Origin of the sequence: Achromobacter seleniivolatilans, assembly GCF_030864005.1 — a bacterium.
In the GTDB taxonomy this organism is placed as follows: domain Bacteria; phylum Pseudomonadota; class Gammaproteobacteria; order Burkholderiales; family Burkholderiaceae_B; genus Achromobacter; species Achromobacter seleniivolatilans.
The window spans coordinates 2175673-2193325 of the sequence record NZ_CP132976.1 but is presented as its reverse complement, the minus strand read 5'-3'; the positions used below and the strand labels follow the sequence as shown (position 1 = coordinate 2193325).

The following is a 17653-nucleotide window of genomic DNA, read 5'->3' as shown; positions in this document are numbered from 1 at the left end:
GAATGAGCGCTTTGCTCACCATGTTGAAGAATAGCGGGGCCGGCCACGCGCGGCTCCTGGCAGGTCCAGTCCTGATCGTGATGGTTCTGGGCATGATGGTGCTGCCCCTGCCCACCTTCCTGCTGGATTTGCTGTTCACCTTCAACATTGCGTTGTCCGTGATGATCCTGCTGGTGGCCATGTTCACGCGCAAGCCGCTGGACTTTGCCGCGTTCCCTGCTGTGCTGCTGTTTGCCACCTTGTTGCGTCTGTCGCTGAACGTGGCGTCCACCCGCGTGGTGCTGCTGCACGGCCATACCGGCCCTGACGCGGCGGGTAAGGTCATTGAAGCCTTCGGCCACTTCCTGGTGGGCGGCAACTTTGCCGTGGGGATCATCGTTTTCGTGATCCTGACCATCATCAACTTTATTGTGATTACCAAGGGTGCAGGGCGTATCGCCGAAGTGGGCGCGCGTTTCACACTGGACGCAATGCCCGGCAAGCAGATGGCGATCGACGCCGACTTGAATGCCGGCCTGATTGGCGAAGACGAGGCGCGCCGCCGCCGTGCAGAGGTCTCGCAGGAGTCGGACTTCTTCGGCTCGATGGACGGTGCCAGCAAGTTCGTGCGCGGCGATGCCATCGCCGGCCTGTTGATCATGGCGATCAACATCATCGGCGGCCTGATCGTGGGCGTTGCCCAGCACGATATGTCGATGAGCGATTCGGCGCGTGTCTACACGCTGCTGACCATCGGTGACGGCCTGGTTGCGCAGATCCCGGCGCTGGTGATCTCCACCGCTGCCGGTGTGGTGGTGTCGCGCGTGTCTACCGACCAGGACATCGGCCAGCAGATCATCAGCCAGCTGTTCTCGAACCCCGCCGTGCTGTTCTTGACGGCAGGCATTATTGGCATCATGGGTTTGATTCCCAATATGCCGCACATTGCTTTCCTGAGCCTGGCCGGCGCGCTGGGATGGGGCGGCTGGATGTTGACCAAACGGCAAAGGGCTGCGGCGGTAGCCGCGGAAGAGGTGCCGCCGCAGGCGATCACGCAAGCGCAGGCGGCCGCGGCCGAGGCCAGTTGGGACGATGTGTCTATGGTGGATCAGTTGGGCCTTGAAGTGGGTTACCGGCTGATTCCGCTGGTGGACCACGCCCAGAATGGCGAGCTCTTGCATCGCATCCGCAGCCTGCGCAAGAAATTTGCGCAAGACGTGGGCTTTTTGCCGCCAGTCGTTCATATTCGCGACAACCTGGAGCTCAAGCCCAACGACTACCGCATCTTGCTGTCGGGCGTTGAAGTGGGCCATGGTGTGGCGATGCCTGGCCAATGGCTGGCCATTGATCCGGGCGGCGTCACCGTGCAGATCAAGGGCACGCCCACCACCGATCCGGCCTTTGGTTTGCCGGCGTTGTGGATCGACGGCGGCCTGCGCGATCAGGCGCAAGTGGCGGGCTACACCGTGGTGGATGCCGGCACCGTTGTCGCGACCCACCTGAATCACCTGATGCACCGCCACGGTTCCAATCTGCTGGGCCGCCAGGAAGTGCAACAACTGCTGGACCGTATTGGCCGCGATGCGCCCAAGCTGGTCGAAGATCTGGTTCCGAAGACGCTGTCGTTGACCGCACTGCAAAAGGTGCTACAGGGTCTGCTCTCCGAAGAGGTGCCGATTCGCGACATGCGCACCATTATCGATACGCTGTCCGAGCACGGCCCGCGCCTGGCGGCGCAAGCGGCTGGCTCCGGCGGGCAGCCGGATATCAACGAACTGATCGCGTTGACTCGCCGTTCCTTGGGCCGCGCCATTACGCAGCAGTGGTTCCCGGGTGAAGGCGAATTGCGCGTCATCGGCCTGGACGTGAAGCTGGAGCGTGTGCTGTCGCAGGCCATGACGACCAGCGGCGGCCTGGAGCCGGGCTTGGCCGATACGCTGCTGCGCGAAACGCAGGCGGCGGTCGAGCGCCAGGAACAGCAGGGCAACGCGCCGGTGTTGATCGTATCGCCGGTCTTGCGCGCGCCGCTTTCGCGCTTCTTGCGGCACCACTTGCCGCAGTTGGGCGTCTTGTCGAATACTGAAATACCCGATGAGCGCATGGTCCGCGTGACCGCGCTGATTGGCGGGAGTAATGGGGCATGAAGATAAGCCGGTTTTTTGGGGCGAATAGCCGTGAAGTGATGCGCCAGGTGCGTCAGGTCTTGGGGCCTGACGCACTTATTGTGTCGAATCGCAGCATTGACGGCGGCGTGGAAGTGCTGGCTACGGTGGAGGGCGCGTTTGACGACGTTGCAGCACAGACGCCGCAACAAGCGCCAGCTTCGCAGCCGGCCGCTACACATTCAGCAGCTTCGCAGCCGGCAGCTTCTCAGCCCGGGACCCCAAATTCCGGCGCGTCATATTTTGCGGCGCCCGCCGCGCAACCTCGCCCGGCAGTGCCGGCCAGTTCGCCATTTGGTGCGGCAGGCCCTGCTGAACGTTCGTACGCGCCGTCACCAGCTGCTGTAGCGCAGCCTGGTTCCCACAGCGGGTACATTGCGCCGTCGCGTTCGATTGCCGCCTATCAATCCGCCTTCGCATCGTCGACAGGGCCGGAGGAAGAGGTTGCGCAAGAGCCTGTCAGCCGCGCAGCGCCTCAAACGATTTCCCCGCCGCCGCCCGTGCCGGTTGCGCCTGCGCCGGTGCGTGTTGAAATGCCCGCGTTGCCACCCGCCCGCCCGCCGATGGCAGTTCCGCCAGCTGCGCCCGCGACGCCCGCTGCGCCGACGCCTGCGCCCGCGGCCTACGCGACGCCGGCTATGCCCGCAGCGCCCGCGCCCGCCGCTCCCGTTCATGCTCCCCCTCCGGCCGTTTCCACGCCTCCCGCGCCGTCGATGGCCCGCACGCCGGATGCGCCCCTGCGGCACCCGACGCTGACGCCTCAGCCGGCGGCGCCCATCGATACCACTGCGGGTTTGCAGGATGCGATCAGCGCCTTGCGCGGTGCGATGGAAAGCCGCATGGACGGTCTGCTCTGGGGCGGACGCCAAGGCCAAGGCCGCGAGCCCGCCGCCGCCGCACTGTTCCGCAGCCTGCTGGATGCGGGGTTCAGCACGAAGCTGGTCCGCACGCTTGTCGAGCGTTTGCCGCAAGGCATGACGTCCGAAGCGGCGCTTGCCTGGGCCCGCAACGAGCTGGTGACCCATCTGCCCGTGGTCCGTTCCGAAGATGAATTCCTGGCTGGCGGCGTGTATGCCCTGGTCGGCCCCACTGGCGTGGGCAAGACCACAACGCTGGCCAAGCTGGCCGCTCGCTGCGTGGCTCGCGAAGGCCGGGATCAGGTGGCGATGCTCACCACCGACCTTTTCCGGATCGGCGCGCTGGAGCAATTGCAGATTTATGGCCGCCTGATGGGCGTGCCGGCGCATTCGGTGCGTGATGCTGGCGAATTGCGCCGCCTCCTGGCTGAATTGGGGAATCGCAAGATTGTCCTGATCGATACCACCGGCATCAGTCAGCGCGACCGTCTGGTCGCCGAGCAGGCTTCAATGTTGTGCAATGCAGGCAAGCCCGTGCGCCGGCTGCTTGTGCTGAACGCCGCCAGCCAGGGCGATACCCTGGACGAAGTGGCCCACGCATACCGCAATGGCGTGGGCGAGGACGTGGCAGGTTGCATCATCACCAAGCTGGATGAGGCCACCCGCCTGGGCGCTGCGCTGGATACGGCTATCCGCCATCGCTTGCCGATTCACTATATGTCGGTCGGGCAGAAAGTGCCCGAACACATGGAGCTGGCCCGCGCTGATGTATTGATTGACCGCGCATTCACAATGGTCGAGCGTGCGCGTGCGCTGTATACCCCGAGCGAGGCTGATCTGGCGTCCTTGGTGCCGCCTGCGCGCGACGCAGAAGCTGCCGATCCGGCACGGCGCCGCCAATTGCTGGCTTCGGCCATTTTGCGTCCTCAAGGCGGATCGGCGTCGATCACAGCTGCCCAAAACCTGGATGACACGATTGCCTGGCTGGATAGTGATCCGGCCTGCGTGCAGGCGCGCGCCTCTTGGCGCCAGTATGTTGGCGATAGCGCAGGCGCGAGCCTGGCCGCGTTGAACGAAGAACCCGTGGCCATGCTGCGGCGTGAATTCTCCGCGACCTGCAATCGGAACCTGCTGGTCGTTCACGGCAAGACCACGATGAAGGGCGAGGGCTTGCCGGGGGGCACCCTGATGAGCGCATTGCTGATGAGCGATCGCGGCGCCGCACTGGCCGCGCCAGCGCAACAATTGGCGCTGGCTCACGGCATGTTGTCGTCGTTCGCTCCGGCCGCGCCGTCCCAGCCAGATCCGGCCCTTGCGCTTACCGCGCGGGTTACCTGGCTGGCTGAACAACTGGCCCGCGTACCGGCAGTGCACATGCTTGAAGCGGGCATGTCTGCCTTGTGGCAACCGTTAAGCCAGCAGGGCGTGTCTTGGGTGGCCCGCAGTCCTGGCGGTTTGCGCGTGATTCAGGATGAATGCCCCACTAATTTGAACGCTGTGGGCAAAAGCGTTGGTTACCTGCCCGTGGGTCAACCTGGCGACATGCCCGGACTGATGAGCGAAAAGTCTGGCAAGGCCGTGCCGTTGGCGTTGTGGGCGTCGGGCACCGAAGTGGCTTTGGCAGGGCGGGGTGAAAGCGCGCCTATCCGGCTGGTTTGCGCACGCTTGATTGATACCGCCAACGGTGAAGTCGTGGGTCAATTATTCGGCCTGACCAACCTGCCTTCGTCACAAGCCGACGCGGCGACGGTGGCACGCTGGCTGGTGCTGCAAGAGGAAGCCCGGGCGGGATTCCGTTATATGGCCAATGCCTGGCAGGCCTTGCCGGCAGTTGACGGCGCCCATGCGCTTGCGCGCCAATCCCTGATGGCCGGCCAGTTGGGCGCAGCCTGCTGGCAGATGGCGCATTCGCCAGCCGCAGATGTGGTGCGCGGGCCGTTGTCGGGCATCATGGGGTCAGAGCGCAAATTGCCGGGACGACTGTTGCCGGTAGCGATCCTGAAGATGTTCGCCATGCTGGAAATGACGGGCGGAGCCTAAGCCGTTGCGGCAGGCGCAGGTAAAAAAATGGCGGCGCAATCAGCGCCGCCATTTTTTTGGCCTGCCAGGGCAGGGCGGCGATCAGCCAGCCACGATGGGCTTACGGCCAGGGGCGCTGCGGGCGCCGCGGCCTTGAGAGTCATACGTCGACGAGCCGCCGATGCCGCCAATATTACGCAGCGCATCGAGCGATTGCTGGGTATAGCGCAGATGCACATCAATCAATGCGCCATTGCGCATGTTGATTTCATTGGCCGACGCCGACTTGGTCAACAAGGCCTGCCAGATACCGGACAACTGCGGGTGCAGCACGGCAGCTTGTTCAGTGCCTGCATGGCCAATGGGCAGACCGATTTCGGTCAGCAAGCCATCCCGCGTTTCGCTCAAGTCAACCAATTGCTGGGCCACACGGCCCTTGCGTTCGGTGATGTCATGCAGCGCGCCAACATTCCCCGGGCCCACCAGCACTTCGGTCTCTTCTTCCAAAATGGCGGAGAACTCGGTGATCAGGGCGTCTTCCTGCCGCATGCAGGATTGCAGGGAATCGACGTGGCTCATTGTCATGCTTCGAACGCTCAAGAGTCGTTAAGGGTAGGGTTACTTCAACAGGTCGCGGGCGCTGGCGATCAGGCTGTCAGCGATACGGCCGGTGTCGATCTTCAATTGGCCGGAGGCAATCGCGGCGCGAATGGCAGCCACGCGCTCGACATTGATGTCGTTCGAGCCGTCTTGCAGGGCCAACATCTTGCGCGACGCGGAACTCAGCGCCACCTGCGAGCTGCTGGAGCCGCCGCCGCTCGTGCCGCCATAGGCCTGAGCAACGGCGGATTCAGCCCGTGTGCCAACGGCATCGGCCGAAATGGGCCGGTTAGTGGTCGAATTGATTTTCAAGGTTTTCTCCGCAGGGCGTCCTGGGTCGGTTTGCGACGGATCCGCCTACTTATGTCTCTGTAACGACAGGGCCAGTAGGAACTTTAGGGTAGCTTGCCCGATGGCGCCACGCGATATGTAACAGTATCTAGAGTTGTATTTCCACCAAGCCGGCGTTGCGCACGACGCCGCTGACCACCTGGCCGCCAGCGGTGCGCACCTGGACGGTAGCGCCCGGCGCTGCATTGTCCAGCGCTTGGCCTTCGCTGCTGACCACAAAACCGTTGCCGCGCGCATTGATTCGGACATTTGACCCGCGGACCACCGACTGCGCATTGCGCAACGACGAACCCCTGACCGGTTGTCCGGCATTGATCCGGTAGGCGGCCGTCATGCCGACGACCGTTTGCGGATCGGTGATGGCGCCCGGCGGAAGCGATACCAAGTCGCCGTCGCGAGGGGCAAGGTCATCTGGCGTCAGCGCCTGACCGGCGGCGATCATGCGTGAAGCGACGTAATAATAACCGGGGACGCTGACCGTGGCTTGCACATAGGTGGTCCACGGTTTGGGAGCGTTGCAGCGCACGCCGACGGTCATGCGGGAGCGCAGTTTCATGCCGGACGGCATAAATGGGGACATTGCGTCGCACGGAGCCAGGCGTTCGGCGCGCGGCGAGTCAATCGAGATACTTGGCTGGCCGGGCAGGGCGGCCAGTTGTTCCTGCAAATAATTGTGCGCTGCGCTGACGATTGCCTCGGCGGGCTGGCTCGCGTCCTGAGCCTGCGCCGCGCCCAAAGCGGCCAGCGCCAAAGTGGCCACGCAGGTAGCGCGCGCGAGGAGATGTCGTGCAGAGATTTTCATGATGGATGAATTGTAGGAGTCTGCGGCGCTGGGCAATAGGCGAATTGGATGAGAAATGGCAGGTTATTTGGCTGATTGTGTTCTGCCGCCGCCACCTATGATGCCGTCATCCAATGGGATAACGGTGTGTCCGAAATCCCGTGCTCTATCCGTATTGCAACGCAGGAAGGCGCCACGATGCTAGACAGGCTTAACGAAGATTTCCGGTTCTACCAGCAGTCCTTGGGGCTGCGCGCGCAGCGCCAGGAAGTGCTGTCGTCGAATATCGCCAACGCCGATACGCCTAACTACAAGGCTCGCGATTTTGACTTCAAGGCCGCGATGGAAACCGCCATGGAAGGGTCCAAGCGCCTGGCCGACACGTCGCTCACGCTGACGTCGGCGCGCCATATCCCCGCCAAGGCGGTATCGCAAGGCCCGACCGAATTGCTGTATCGCCTGCCGTACCAGCCCAGCATGGATGGCAACACGGTGGATATGGATATCGAGCGCGTGCAGTTCGCCGATAACACCTTGCACTACCAAAGCACCATGCAGATGGTGTCCGGCCGCATCCGGACCATGCTGTCCGCCATTCAGGATTGATCCATAAAGGGAGCGACAGGCAATGTCCTTGTTGAGCATTTTTGATATCGCCGGTTCGGCACTCAGCGCGCAATCGCAGCGCATGAACGTGGCCGCCAGCAACATGGCCAACGCCGACAGCGTCGTGGGTCCGGATGGCCAGCCTTATCGCGCCCGCCAAGTGGTGTTCCAGGTCAACCCGGCTGCTGGCCAGGCCTTGGGTCAGGAAATTGGCGGTGTGCGCGTGGCGGGTGTCATCCAGGATCAGTCGCCCCTCAAGCAGGTCTATGACCCCAAGCACCCGCTGGCGGATGCCCAGGGCTACATCAGCATGCCCAACGTCGATCCCGTCGCCGAAACAGTCAACATGATCGCCGCTTCCCGTTCTTATCAGGCGAACGTCGAAGTGCTGAACACCGCCAAGTCCTTGATGCAGAAGACGTTGACCATCGGTCAATCCTAATTTTTTGACAGAGTGAATCCATGACCACCGTCGACCAAAACACGAGCACCGCCGGCCTGGGCCTTGCCCAAACCGGGGCCAGCGGCAGCAGCACGGCGCAAGGCTTGCAGGATCAGTTCCTGAAGCTGCTGGTGACGCAACTGCAAAACCAGGACCCCCTGAACCCGATGCAGAACGCTGAGCTGACCTCGCAGTTGGCGCAGATTTCCACCGTGGAAGGCATCAACAATCTGAAGAACACCATGCTGGCCATCAGCGGCCAGATCGACGTGTCGCAGTCGATGAATGCCGTGTCCATGATCGGCAAGGGCGTGCTGATTCCTGGCGCCAAGGTCAAGGTGGGCGTGGATGGCGAGAATCCGGCCGAGCGCGTCGTGACGCCTTACGGTCTGGATCTGCAAGCCGATGCCCAAAAGGTTCAGATCCGTATTTCGGACTCGAACGGCGCGGTGATTCGCACGATCGAAATGGGTGAGCAAAAGACCGGTGTCTACACGCTGGCATGGGACGGCAAGAACGACAGCGGCGTGGCGATGGAAGCGGGCGCCTACACCGTGTCCGTCCTGGCGACCGACGCCGATAGCAAGAAGGTGAATGCGGAAGTGCTGAGCTACGGCCTGGTCAAGAGCGTGGCGTATTCCACTAACGGCCTGCGCCTGGATCTGGGCCTTGACGGCCAGACCAGCATGCTGGACGTGCGCAAGGTAATCGGCGCCTGAACCAGGCGTATTTGAATCGGTGCCGGCGCACAGCGGCGGCTTCACTAGATAAAGATTAGCGAGAAAAAATATGGGTTTCGGACAAGGATTGAGCGGCTTGAACGCCGCGGCGCAGAACCTGGATGTCATTGGCAATAACATCGCCAACTCCGGTACTGTCGGCTTCAAATCGTCGACCGCGTCGTTCGCGGACGTCTACGCCAGCTCGCGCGTCGGTCTGGGCGTCAAGGTCGCAGCAATCTCGCAGCGCTTCACGGTCGGTACCGTGAACGGCGGCGGCGGTGAATATGACATCGCCATCGACGGCGCCAAGGGCATGTTCCGCGTTACCGACCAAAGCGGCGCGGTGATGTACACCCGCAACGGCGAATTCCTGGTCGACAAGAACAACTTCATCGTGAACGCGCAGGGCTACCGCATGACGGGCTATCCCCCCGGCGCGGTTGGCGCGAACCCGGTGGAACTGCAACTGCCGACCGCGAACGTGGCCCCGCTGGCAACGTCCACGGGCACCACAGTTGCCAACCTTGACGCAAACGCCAAGGTTATCTACCTGACCGACACGATTACGTCGCCGGCCGTCAATGGCTCGGTCACGATGACCGGCACCACGCCGCCTTCGCCGGCCACTCAGTACAACTTCACGCGCGACCCGGCTGGCGCCATCGTCTGGGTAAACCAGCCGCCCGCTGGCACCTACGGCGCAGCCCCCAACCTGATCACTGTTGACGCCGCAGGCGCCGTGACCACGGGCGATGTCTCGCAGGTCCCCGGCTATGTGAATTACACCGCCGCCGTCACGGAAATCGCCAAGCCGTTCGATCCCAAGATCGCCGGCAGCTACACCAATGCGTCGCCCATGACGGTATTCGACTCCCTGGGCAACTCGCACCAGGTGATGCAGTACTTCGTGAAGCGTCCGGCCGATGCCACGGGCAGCGTCTATGACGTGTACTACACGATGGACGGCCAAGCCATGGCGCCGACGACGGAAGCCGGCGGCGTGTGGGGCAACCCGCAGAAGTTCACGTTCAACAACGCCGGCACGATGACCAGCCAGCCGACCGTGACGCTGAGCTTTGCGCAGCCTGGTGGCGCCACCACTCCGGCTGACCCGCTGAACATTGCGATCAACTACACCGGCACCACCCAGTACGGCAGCAACTACAAGCTGGTGGCCAAGCCCAACGGTTATACCTCGGGTGAATTCAGCGGCATCAACATCAGTGGCGACGGCAGCCTGGTTGCCAGCTACACCAACGGCGAAACGCAAGTTGTCGGCACCATCGTGCTGGCTGACTTTGCCAACCTGCAAGGCTTGCAGCCCGTGGGCAACAACGCCTGGAAGGAAACGTCCGCGTCCGGCCAGCCGATCCTGGGTCAGCCCGGCAGCAACGGCATGTCCCGCGTGGTGGGTCAGGCGACGGAAGCTTCCAACGTCGACATGAGCAAGGAACTGGTCAACATGATCATTGCCCAGCGTACGTATCAGGCCAACTCGCAAACCATCAAGACTCAGGACGAAATCATGCAAGTCCTGATGAACCTGAAGTAAAGCCAGACAGGCTAGCGACGACACCGACGGAATAGGCAATGGATAGAATCATCTACACCGCCATGAATGGCGCAGCGCGTATCACTGAGCATCAGGCCGCGCTCTCCAATAACATGGCCAACGTGAATACGACCGGGTTCCGCGAGCAGATCGCGTTGTACCGGTCTGTTCCGGTGACGGACGGGGTGAGTCTGCCAACGCGTGTTTCGACGGTGGCGTCTACGCCTGGCAACAGCTTTCAAATGGGCAATATGCAAACCACGGGCCGTGACCTGGACGTGGCGCTTTCCAGCGAGAATGGCTGGATTGCGGTGCAGACCCCCCAGGGCGAAGCGTATACGCGTGTTGGCAGCCTGCAAGTTGGCATCAACGGCTTGCTGCAAACGTCGCTGGGCCAGCCGGTGATGTCCGATCAGGGCGGCCCCATCGATGTGCCGGATCAGGCGTCGCTGACGATCACGTCAGACGGCACCATCACCGCCATCGGCGCGGGCGACGGCCCGAACAACATCTTGAACCTGGGCCGGATCAAACTGGCCAATCCGAACAACGCGCAACTGGTGCATGGCGACGACGGTGTGTTCCGCCTGGCGCCAGTCAACGGTCAGCCGGCGCCTCCGGCCCCCGCTGATCCCAGCCTGCGTGTGTTGTCCGGCGTGCTGGAAGGCAGCAACACCAATCCCATGAAGTCGATGGTCGGCATGATTGAAAACGCCCGTCGCTTCGAGCAGCAGATGCAGGTGATTCAGCAGGCCGACCGCAACGCCGAGCGTGCGAACGGCATTCTGTCCGTATCTTGATTGTTCGGCTGATCTAAATAAAATTTTCGCGCGCGGGGCACCCCGCGGCACCAGGAGTACTTCATCATGATGCGTTCGTTGTGGATTGCCAAAACGGGCCTGGAAGGTCAACAGACCTCCATGGACGTGATTTCCAACAACTTGGCCAACGTTTCCACCAACGGGTTCAAGCGCGGCCGCGCCGTGTTCCAGGACCTGATGTATCAGACCCTGCGCCAACCCGGCGCCCAGGTGGGCGACGCCACGCAACTGCCGTCCGGCCTGCAATTGGGTACGGGTGCGCGCGTGGCAGCAACCGAGCGTATCCACACGGAAGGCAACCTGAACAACACCGGCGGCGAGATGGATATCGCCATCCAGGGCCGCGGGTTTCTGCAAGTTGAATTGCCTGACGGCACCCAGGGTTACACCCGTGACGGCGCGCTGCAACGCGACCAGAACGGTCAGCTCACGACCGTCAGCGGCTACGTCATTCAGCCGCCCATGAATATTCCCGACAACGCGCTGTCGATTTCCATCGGCAAAGACGGCATCGTCTCGGTGACGCAGCCGGGCGCCGCTGGCGTGAACGTGCAAGTCGGTCAATTGCAGATCGCCACGTTCATCAACCCCACGGGCCTGCAAAGCATTGGCGAAAACCTGTATCTGGAAACGGATGCTTCCGGTCCCGCCAACCTGCTGCAACCGGGTGTGGATGGCGCGGGCGCCATCTTGCAGAACTACGTTGAAACCTCCAACGTGAACGTCGCCGAAGAGCTGGTCAACATGATCACCACGCAGCGCGCTTACGAAATGAACAGCAAGGCCGTCAAGACTTCCGACGAGATGCTGGCCCGCCTGACTCAACTGTGATGCCCATGTCTGTCCTGCGCCTGGTATTGAGTGCGGCCCTGGCAATGCTAGTGGCTGGTTGCGCCATGATTCCGCCCGAGCCCATCGTGACCGGGCCGACGACGGCGACGCCTCCGCCTCCGCCGATGCCCATGGCGCAGCCCTCGGGTTCGATTTATCAGCCCACGACCTACGGCAACTACCCGTTGTTCGAAGATCGCCGGCCGCGCAATGTGGGCGATATTGTTACGGTCGTGCTGAACGAGCGTACCAACGCATCCAAGAACGTCGCGACCAACACGAACCGTACCGGTTCAGCAAACTTGGGTATTGCCGCCGCGCCGTCCTTCATGGACAGCTGGGCAAATGCGAACCTGAACCTGGATGCCAAGGGCGGCAACGTCTCGCAGGGCAAGGGCGACAGCACGGCGAACAACGCGTTCACGGGCACCATCACCACGACCGTCGTGGGCGTGATGTCCAACGGCAACTTGCAAGTGGCCGGTGAGAAGCAGATTGCCATCAACCGCGGTAGCGAATATGTACGCTTTGCCGGTGTGGTGGACCCGCGTTCTATTACCGGCACGAACACCGTATCGTCCACCCAGGTGGCAGACGCCCGCATCGAGTATCGCAGCAAGGGCGTCATGGACGAGGTCCAGACCATGGGCTGGCTGCAACGCTTCTTCCTGATCGCTTCGCCGTTCTAAACATGAAACAACCGACTCCGATATCCGCCTTGCTGTCCCTGTTGGCGCGCGTCTGCGTAGCGGTCGGACTCGCGGCCGGCGCTGGCGCGGCGCAGGCCGAACGGCTCAAGGATATGGCTTCTATCCAGGGCGTGCGGGGCAATCAGCTGATCGGCTATGGCTTGGTCGTGGGCCTGGACGGCAGTGGCGACCAGGTGCGCCAGACTCCGTTTACCCAGCAAAGCCTGACCAATATGCTGTCGCAACTGGGCATCACGGTGCCCGCCGGCAGCAACATGCAGCTGAAGAACGTGGCGGCAGTCATGGTCACGACCACCTTGCCGGCATTTGCCCGGCCCGGCCAGACGCTGGACGTGGTGGTGTCTTCCATGGGTAACGCCAAGAGTCTGCGCGGCGGCACCTTGCTGATGACGCCGCTAAAAGGCGCCGACAGTCAGGTCTATGCCATTGCTCAAGGCAACATCCTGGTGGGTGGCGCAGGCGCTTCCGCCGGTGGCTCCAGCGTGCAGATCAACCAATTGAACGGCGGCCGCATCAGTGCGGGCGCCATCGTCGAGCGCGGCGTGCCCACCACGTTCTCGCGCGACGGCTACATCCATGTCGAGCTGAACAATACGGACTTCGGCACGGCGCAGAACGTGGCAACCGCACTGAACCGCAAGTTCGGCCAGGGCACCGCGACCGCGCTGGATGGCCGTGTGGTGCAGGTGCGCACCCCCATGGAGCAGTCTTCGCAGGCTCGATTCCTGTCGCAGGTTGAAGACCTGCAAGTGGCGCGCGCGCCCACGGTGGCCAAGGTCATCATCAATGCGCGGACCGGTTCGGTCGTGATGAACCGTACCGTCATGATCGAAGAGGCTGCGGTGGCGCACGGCAACTTGTCGGTCATCATCAATCGCCAGAATCAGGTGTCGCAGCCGGATACGCCTTTCACGGAAGGCCAGACGGTTGTGGTGCCCAATACCCAGATCGAAGTTCGCCAGGACAATGGTTCGCTGCAGCGCGTGAGCACCAGCGCCAATCTGGCAGATGTGGTCAAGGGTCTGAACGCCCTGGGCGCCACGCCGCAGGATTTGCTGGCCATTCTTCAGGCAATGAAGACCGCTGGCGCCTTGCGCGCTGAACTGGAAATCATCTGACGGCCATGGCATATACCAATGACGCGGCTCGCGGCGGCGCCCGCCAGGATTCTGTTTTTGACATGGGCCGCTTGTCGGACTTGAAGCGCGACGTCAAGAAGGACCCTGAAGGCACCGAGCAGCAAAAGCAGGTGGCCAAACAGTTCGAGGCCCTGTTCTTGCAGATGATGGTCAAGCGCATGCGCGAGGCGACGCCGAAAGAAGGGCTGTTCGACTCGCAGCAGACGCAGATGCTGCAATCCATGGCGGATGAGCAGCTTGCGCTGCACCTGGCCACGCCCGGTATCGGCTTGTCGCAGTCCATCCTGGCCCAAATGCAGCAGGGCAAGCCCGCTGACGTGTCGGACGACGCCGTCCGCGCAATCGGGCAGGGCGGCGACCTGGATTTTCGCACTGGCGGTTCGCGGGAAGTGTCCGCGTTGCTCAATGTCATGCGCAACAACCGTGCAAGCGACCGGGCATTGGCTGCTGCGGAAGGCGCGCCGGAGCACGTGGTCAGTTTCGTGTCGAAGATGTCGCGCGCAGCCAATCTGGCGTCGCAGCAAAGCGGCGTGCCTGCCCGTCTGATCATGGGTCAGGCGGCATTGGAATCGGGTTGGGGCCAGCGCGAAATCAAGCACGCCGACGGTAGCACCAGCTACAACCTGTTCGGTATCAAGGCGGGTTCCAGCTGGAAGGGCAAGGTCGTCAATGTGATGACTACCGAGTACGAAGATGGCGTCGCGAAAAAGGTGACGCAACCTTTCCGTGCCTATGCGTCCTACGAAGAATCGTTTGCAGACTACGCCCGCTTGATTGGGAACAGCCCTCGGTACGAGGCGGTTACGACGGCGCGCAATGAAGTCGACGCAGCACGCAAGATTCAGGATGCAGGTTATGCGACAGATCCGCGTTACGCCCAAAAACTGATCGGCATCATGGGTCAGCTGCGCGGCGCGGCATCCAACGTGGAAATTTCTCGCCAGATGTTGGAAGGACTCTAAATTTGGATGATCTCCTGCCGTTAAAGGAGTATCCAGAAATATCAGTTGCGGTTACATACGGGGCATTGTCAGCATGAATTTGTATAAAACAGCATTGGGCGGGCTGAACGCCGCTCAAGCAGGTTTGGCCACCACCAGCCACAACATCAACAATGCCACCACGGTGGGCTACAACCGCCAGCGCGTCATGACGTCCACCGCGGGCGCGCAAGCCACCAGCAACGGATACATCGGCCGCGGCGTGCAAGTCGACACCGTCGAGCGCAGTTACGACAGCTTTCTGTACAAGCAGCTGGTCGGCGCGCAAGGCAGTGGCGCCCAGTTGCAAGCACAGCTGGACCAGGTTTCCCAGATCAATAATCTGTTCGCCGACCGCACGGTGGGCATCGCTCCGGGCCTGACCAATTTCTTCACCAGCATGAACACGGTGGCAAGCAAGCCCGCCGACCCCGCTGCACGCCAGGATTTGCTGGGCAAGGCCAATAGCCTGGCCACCCAGATCCGTTCGGCCTACACGGAAATGCAAAACCAGCGTGAAGGTCTGAACACCCAGATCTCGACGACGGTGGATCAGGTCAACAGCTATCTGGGCCGGATCGACGATCTGAACCAACAGATTTCGCTGGCCACCGGCAAGGCCGGCGGCAGCCCCCCGAACGACCTGCTGGATCAACGCGACCAGGCCGTGATGGAACTGAACCAGCTCGTGGGCATTACGACCTACGAGCAGGGCGACAAGATCAATATCTCGCTGACCAAGGGCGGCCAATCGCTGCTGTCCGGCTCGACCATCTATCCGCTGCAAGCGGTGTCTTCGTCGTCGGACACGAGCCGCACGGTTCTGGCCTACACGCTGCCGGCAGGCTCCGGCAAGACGATCGCGGTCGAAATGAATGACGCGGACGTGACCGGCGGCAAGCTGGGCGGCCTGCTGCAATTCCGCGCGTCTTCGCTGGACACCATGCAGAATCAGCTCGGCCAAATGGCGGTCGGCCTGGCGATGTCGTTCAATGAACAGCACAAGCTGGGTTTGGATCAAAGCGGCGTTCCGGGCACGGATTTCTTCAGCGTCACCACGCCCCAAGGCGTGCCGAACGCACAGAACAAGAGCAACGCGCAGATTTCCGGTGAATTCACCACCTTGGCCAATATCAATGCCAAGGACTACGACATCACCTTTGACGGCACGAACTACCAAGTGGTTCGTATGCCCGAAGGCCAGCAGGTCTATAACGGCCCGGCAACCGGCACTCCGCCCAACGCGACGCTGAACATGGACGCGGAAATGGGCGTGACGCTGACGATCAACGCGCCGCCGCAAGCCGGCGACAAATGGTCGCTGTCACCCACCCGCAATGCTGCGCGTGACATCAATGTTCTGATTTCGGACCCGGCCAAGATTGCCGCCGCCGACGCTGACGGCGGCGACGCCAACGGCAAGAACGCATTGAAGCTTGCGCAACTGCAAAACGCCAAGGTGCTGGGTCACGGCACGATGAGCACCACGGACATGTTCGCGCAGGTCGTGAACACCGTGGGCGTACAGACGGCCCAGGTCAAATCGGCTGCCACCGCGCAGGTCAACCTGATCAAACAGACGGCGGCAGCCCAGCAGTCGGTGTCGGGCGTCAACCTGAACGAAGAATACGTAAGTCTGTCGCTGTACCAAGAACAGTACCAGGCCAGCGCCCGCATCATTGATGTGGCCAGCACCATCTTTGACACGCTGTTGGGCCTGCGCGGCTGATCAGACCGTTGAACTGTGATTACTAAAAAGAATTTCGGAGTTGCACCATGCGCCTGAGCACCACGATGATGTACTCGAACGGCCTGAGCGGCGTTCTCTCTCAGGAATCGGACATGAACCGCCTGGTCGAACAGGTCGGTAGCGGACGCAAGTTCCTGACGCCGGCTGATGACCCCTTGTCGGCTTCGTTGTCGATCGGCGTGGCGCAGACGCAGAGCATGAACTCCACGTACGGCTTGAACCGGAATACGGCCAAGACCAATCTGGGTCAGGAAAGCAACGTGCTGGATTCGATCACGACCGCGCTGCAAGACGTGCGCACCCGCGTCATTCAAGCGGGTAACGGCACGTTCGCGGATAGCGACCGCCAAGCCCTGTCGACCGCGCTCAAAAGCGCTCGCGACGCGCTGCTGGGTCTGGCCAACAGCACGGACGGCAACGGTCAATACCTGTTTTCGGGTTACCAGGGCGGTGTGGTGCCTTATTCCCAGGACACCACCGGCAAGATCGTCTACAGCGGTGCCACTGGTGAGCGCACCGTGCAGGTGGATCAGTCGCGTCAGCTGTCCACCAGCGACATCGGCAGCGACGTATTCGGCCGCGCCAACCCCGGCTCGCAAGCCTATGTCAGCACCGCTGCGTCGGCCAATAAGGGCACTGCCCAGTTCGGCACGGTCTCGGTGACTCCGGGCAGCCCGAACATCGGCAAGAATTTCAGCCTGCAATTCGAAACGGACACGGCGACCGGCAACATGGGTTACCGCGTGATCACGACGGAACCGAACGCGAATCCGCCGGTGCCACCCGTTATCAATCCCGCGCCGCCTGCCACGCCGACAGCCTATACGCCGGATGCAGCCATTGACTTCGGCGGTATCTCCGTCGTGGTCAAGGGCACGCCGCAGAACGGTGACGTGATCAACGTCGAGAACATCCAGACGGCCGATGTCGACATGTTCAACACGCTGGACAGCCTGATCAAGGTGCTGGATTCGCCGATCGCCGGCGACGAAGTTGCGATGGCCAAGCTGACCAATGAACTGGCCACGGCCAATAAGAAGCTGGCAAGCACCTACGACAACATCTTGACGGTGTCGGCATCGGTGGGCGCCCGCATGAATGAACTGGAAGCGCTGGACGCGACGGGTTCGCAGAAGGGGCTGTCGTACTCCAAGTCGTTGTCTGACCTGGAAGATCTGGATTACTACGCCGGCGCAAGCCAGCTCGCGCTGCGCCAAGTGGCGCTGCAAGCTGCGTCAGCAGCCTTCATGACCATTCAAGGATCCAGTCTGTTCAGCCGCAAGTAACGCGGAAGGACTGAAAGGGCGCGCCGGATAAGGCGCGTAGTTTTGCGAAATTGCGGACGCTGCTG

General features: G+C 62.1%; 16 protein-coding genes. 13 read left to right on the top strand and 3 right to left on the bottom strand.

Going from position 1 to position 17653, the window contains the following annotated elements; genetic code table 11:
- The first annotated feature begins 2 nt into the window (after positions 1 to 2).
- The gene (gene flhA / locus RAS12_RS09700) at positions 3 to 2123 is read left to right on the top strand and encodes a flagellar biosynthesis protein FlhA (protein WP_306947662.1); all 2121 of its coding nucleotides are present in this window, start codon (positions 3 to 5) and stop codon (positions 2121 to 2123) included.
- On the top strand, positions 2120 to 5038 hold the full coding sequence (gene flhF / locus RAS12_RS09695; RefSeq protein WP_306947660.1) for a flagellar biosynthesis GTPase FlhF: 2919 nt from the start codon (positions 2120 to 2122) through the stop codon (positions 5036 to 5038). The genes flhA and flhF overlap by 4 nt, the downstream gene beginning before the upstream one ends.
- An 81-nt stretch (positions 5039 to 5119) precedes the next feature.
- Here the strand turns inward: flhF and RAS12_RS09690 are convergent, their stop codons facing one another.
- From RAS12_RS09690 to flgA, 3 genes are all read right to left on the bottom strand, one after another.
- Positions 5120 to 5596: a flagella synthesis protein FlgN gene (locus tag RAS12_RS09690; RefSeq protein ID WP_306947658.1), complete on the bottom strand. Its 477-nt coding sequence runs from the start codon at positions 5594 to 5596 to the stop codon at positions 5120 to 5122.
- 39 nt (positions 5597 to 5635) lie between these two features.
- On the bottom strand, positions 5636 to 5929 hold the full coding sequence (gene flgM, locus RAS12_RS09685; protein WP_306947657.1) for a flagellar biosynthesis anti-sigma factor FlgM: 294 nt from the start codon (positions 5927 to 5929) through the stop codon (positions 5636 to 5638).
- Positions 5930 to 6056: 127 nt separating this feature from the next.
- Complete coding sequence (gene flgA / locus RAS12_RS09680) at positions 6057 to 6770, bottom strand: flagellar basal body P-ring formation chaperone FlgA (protein WP_306947655.1); 714 nt, start codon at positions 6768 to 6770, stop codon at positions 6057 to 6059.
- Positions 6771 to 6947: 177 nt separating this feature from the next.
- Here flgA and flgB point away from each other — a divergent pair, with 177 nt between their 5' ends.
- The 11 genes from flgB to flgL all read left to right on the top strand — a co-directional run bounded on the left by flgB (position 6948) and on the right by flgL (position 17588).
- Positions 6948 to 7355, top strand: a complete 408-nt coding sequence (gene flgB, locus RAS12_RS09675; RefSeq protein ID WP_306947653.1) for a flagellar basal body rod protein FlgB — start codon at positions 6948 to 6950, stop codon at positions 7353 to 7355.
- A gap of 22 nt (positions 7356 to 7377) precedes the next feature.
- Positions 7378 to 7797 carry a flagellar basal body rod protein FlgC gene (gene flgC, locus RAS12_RS09670; RefSeq protein WP_306947651.1) on the top strand — a complete coding sequence of 140 codons (420 nt, stop codon included), beginning with the start codon at positions 7378 to 7380 and terminating at the stop codon, positions 7795 to 7797.
- 20 nt (positions 7798 to 7817) lie between these two features.
- Positions 7818 to 8516, top strand: a complete 699-nt coding sequence (locus RAS12_RS09665; protein WP_306947649.1) for a flagellar hook capping FlgD N-terminal domain-containing protein — start codon at positions 7818 to 7820, stop codon at positions 8514 to 8516.
- A gap of 70 nt (positions 8517 to 8586) precedes the next feature.
- Complete coding sequence (locus RAS12_RS09660; RefSeq protein ID WP_306947647.1) at positions 8587 to 10071, top strand: flagellar hook-basal body complex protein; 1485 nt, start codon at positions 8587 to 8589, stop codon at positions 10069 to 10071.
- Between the two features lie 38 nt (positions 10072 to 10109).
- Positions 10110 to 10871: a flagellar basal body rod protein FlgF gene (locus RAS12_RS09655; protein WP_306947645.1), complete on the top strand. Its 762-nt coding sequence runs from the start codon at positions 10110 to 10112 to the stop codon at positions 10869 to 10871.
- A 66-nt stretch (positions 10872 to 10937) separates the two neighbouring features.
- Positions 10938 to 11723, top strand: coding sequence for a flagellar basal-body rod protein FlgG (gene flgG, locus RAS12_RS09650; protein ID WP_306947643.1), 786 nt, complete (start codon positions 10938 to 10940; stop codon positions 11721 to 11723).
- Positions 11723 to 12412: a flagellar basal body L-ring protein FlgH gene (locus RAS12_RS09645; protein ID WP_306947642.1), complete on the top strand. Its 690-nt coding sequence runs from the start codon at positions 11723 to 11725 to the stop codon at positions 12410 to 12412. The genes flgG and RAS12_RS09645 overlap by 1 nt, the downstream gene beginning before the upstream one ends.
- Positions 12413 to 12414: 2 nt before the next feature.
- Positions 12415 to 13551, top strand: a complete 1137-nt coding sequence (locus RAS12_RS09640) for a flagellar basal body P-ring protein FlgI (RefSeq protein WP_306947639.1) — start codon at positions 12415 to 12417, stop codon at positions 13549 to 13551.
- Between the two features lie 5 nt (positions 13552 to 13556).
- Positions 13557 to 14534, top strand: a complete 978-nt coding sequence (flgJ, locus tag RAS12_RS09635; protein WP_306947637.1) for a flagellar assembly peptidoglycan hydrolase FlgJ — start codon at positions 13557 to 13559, stop codon at positions 14532 to 14534.
- Positions 14535 to 14607: 73 nt separating this feature from the next.
- Positions 14608 to 16281, top strand: coding sequence for a flagellar hook-associated protein FlgK (gene flgK, locus RAS12_RS09630; RefSeq protein WP_306947635.1), 1674 nt, complete (start codon positions 14608 to 14610; stop codon positions 16279 to 16281).
- 47 nt (positions 16282 to 16328) lie between these two features.
- Positions 16329 to 17588 carry a flagellar hook-associated protein FlgL gene (gene flgL / locus RAS12_RS09625; RefSeq protein ID WP_306947633.1) on the top strand — a complete coding sequence of 420 codons (1260 nt, stop codon included), beginning with the start codon at positions 16329 to 16331 and terminating at the stop codon, positions 17586 to 17588.
- The last annotated feature ends 65 nt before the right edge of the window (positions 17589 to 17653 follow it).

What these genes read in the sequence shown, in the direction of transcription:
- flhF (WP_306947660.1), top strand. Translation starts at nt 2,120, where the DNA reads ATGAAGATAAGCCGGTTTTTTGGGGCGAATAGCCGTGAAGTGATGCGC.
- RAS12_RS09665 (WP_306947649.1), top strand. Translation starts at nt 7,818, where the DNA reads ATGACCACCGTCGACCAAAACACGAGCACCGCCGGCCTGGGCCTTGCC.
- flgK (WP_306947635.1), top strand. Translation starts at nt 14,608, where the DNA reads ATGAATTTGTATAAAACAGCATTGGGCGGGCTGAACGCCGCTCAAGCA.
- flgG (WP_306947643.1), top strand. Translation starts at nt 10,938, where the DNA reads ATGATGCGTTCGTTGTGGATTGCCAAAACGGGCCTGGAAGGTCAACAG.
- flgJ (WP_306947637.1), top strand. Translation starts at nt 13,557, where the DNA reads ATGGCATATACCAATGACGCGGCTCGCGGCGGCGCCCGCCAGGATTCT.
- RAS12_RS09690 (WP_306947658.1), bottom strand. Translation starts at nt 5,596, where the DNA reads ATGAGCCACGTCGATTCCCTGCAATCCTGCATGCGGCAGGAAGACGCC.
- RAS12_RS09655 (WP_306947645.1), top strand. Translation starts at nt 10,110, where the DNA reads ATGGATAGAATCATCTACACCGCCATGAATGGCGCAGCGCGTATCACT.
- flhA (WP_306947662.1), top strand. Translation starts at nt 3, where the DNA reads ATGAGCGCTTTGCTCACCATGTTGAAGAATAGCGGGGCCGGCCACGCG.
- flgL (WP_306947633.1), top strand. Translation starts at nt 16,329, where the DNA reads ATGCGCCTGAGCACCACGATGATGTACTCGAACGGCCTGAGCGGCGTT.
- RAS12_RS09660 (WP_306947647.1), top strand. Translation starts at nt 8,587, where the DNA reads ATGGGTTTCGGACAAGGATTGAGCGGCTTGAACGCCGCGGCGCAGAAC.
- flgA (WP_306947655.1), bottom strand. Translation starts at nt 6,770, where the DNA reads ATGAAAATCTCTGCACGACATCTCCTCGCGCGCGCTACCTGCGTGGCC.
- RAS12_RS09645 (WP_306947642.1), top strand. Translation starts at nt 11,723, where the DNA reads ATGCCCATGTCTGTCCTGCGCCTGGTATTGAGTGCGGCCCTGGCAATG.
- RAS12_RS09640 (WP_306947639.1), top strand. Translation starts at nt 12,415, where the DNA reads ATGAAACAACCGACTCCGATATCCGCCTTGCTGTCCCTGTTGGCGCGC.
- flgC (WP_306947651.1), top strand. Translation starts at nt 7,378, where the DNA reads ATGTCCTTGTTGAGCATTTTTGATATCGCCGGTTCGGCACTCAGCGCG.
- flgB (WP_306947653.1), top strand. Translation starts at nt 6,948, where the DNA reads ATGCTAGACAGGCTTAACGAAGATTTCCGGTTCTACCAGCAGTCCTTG.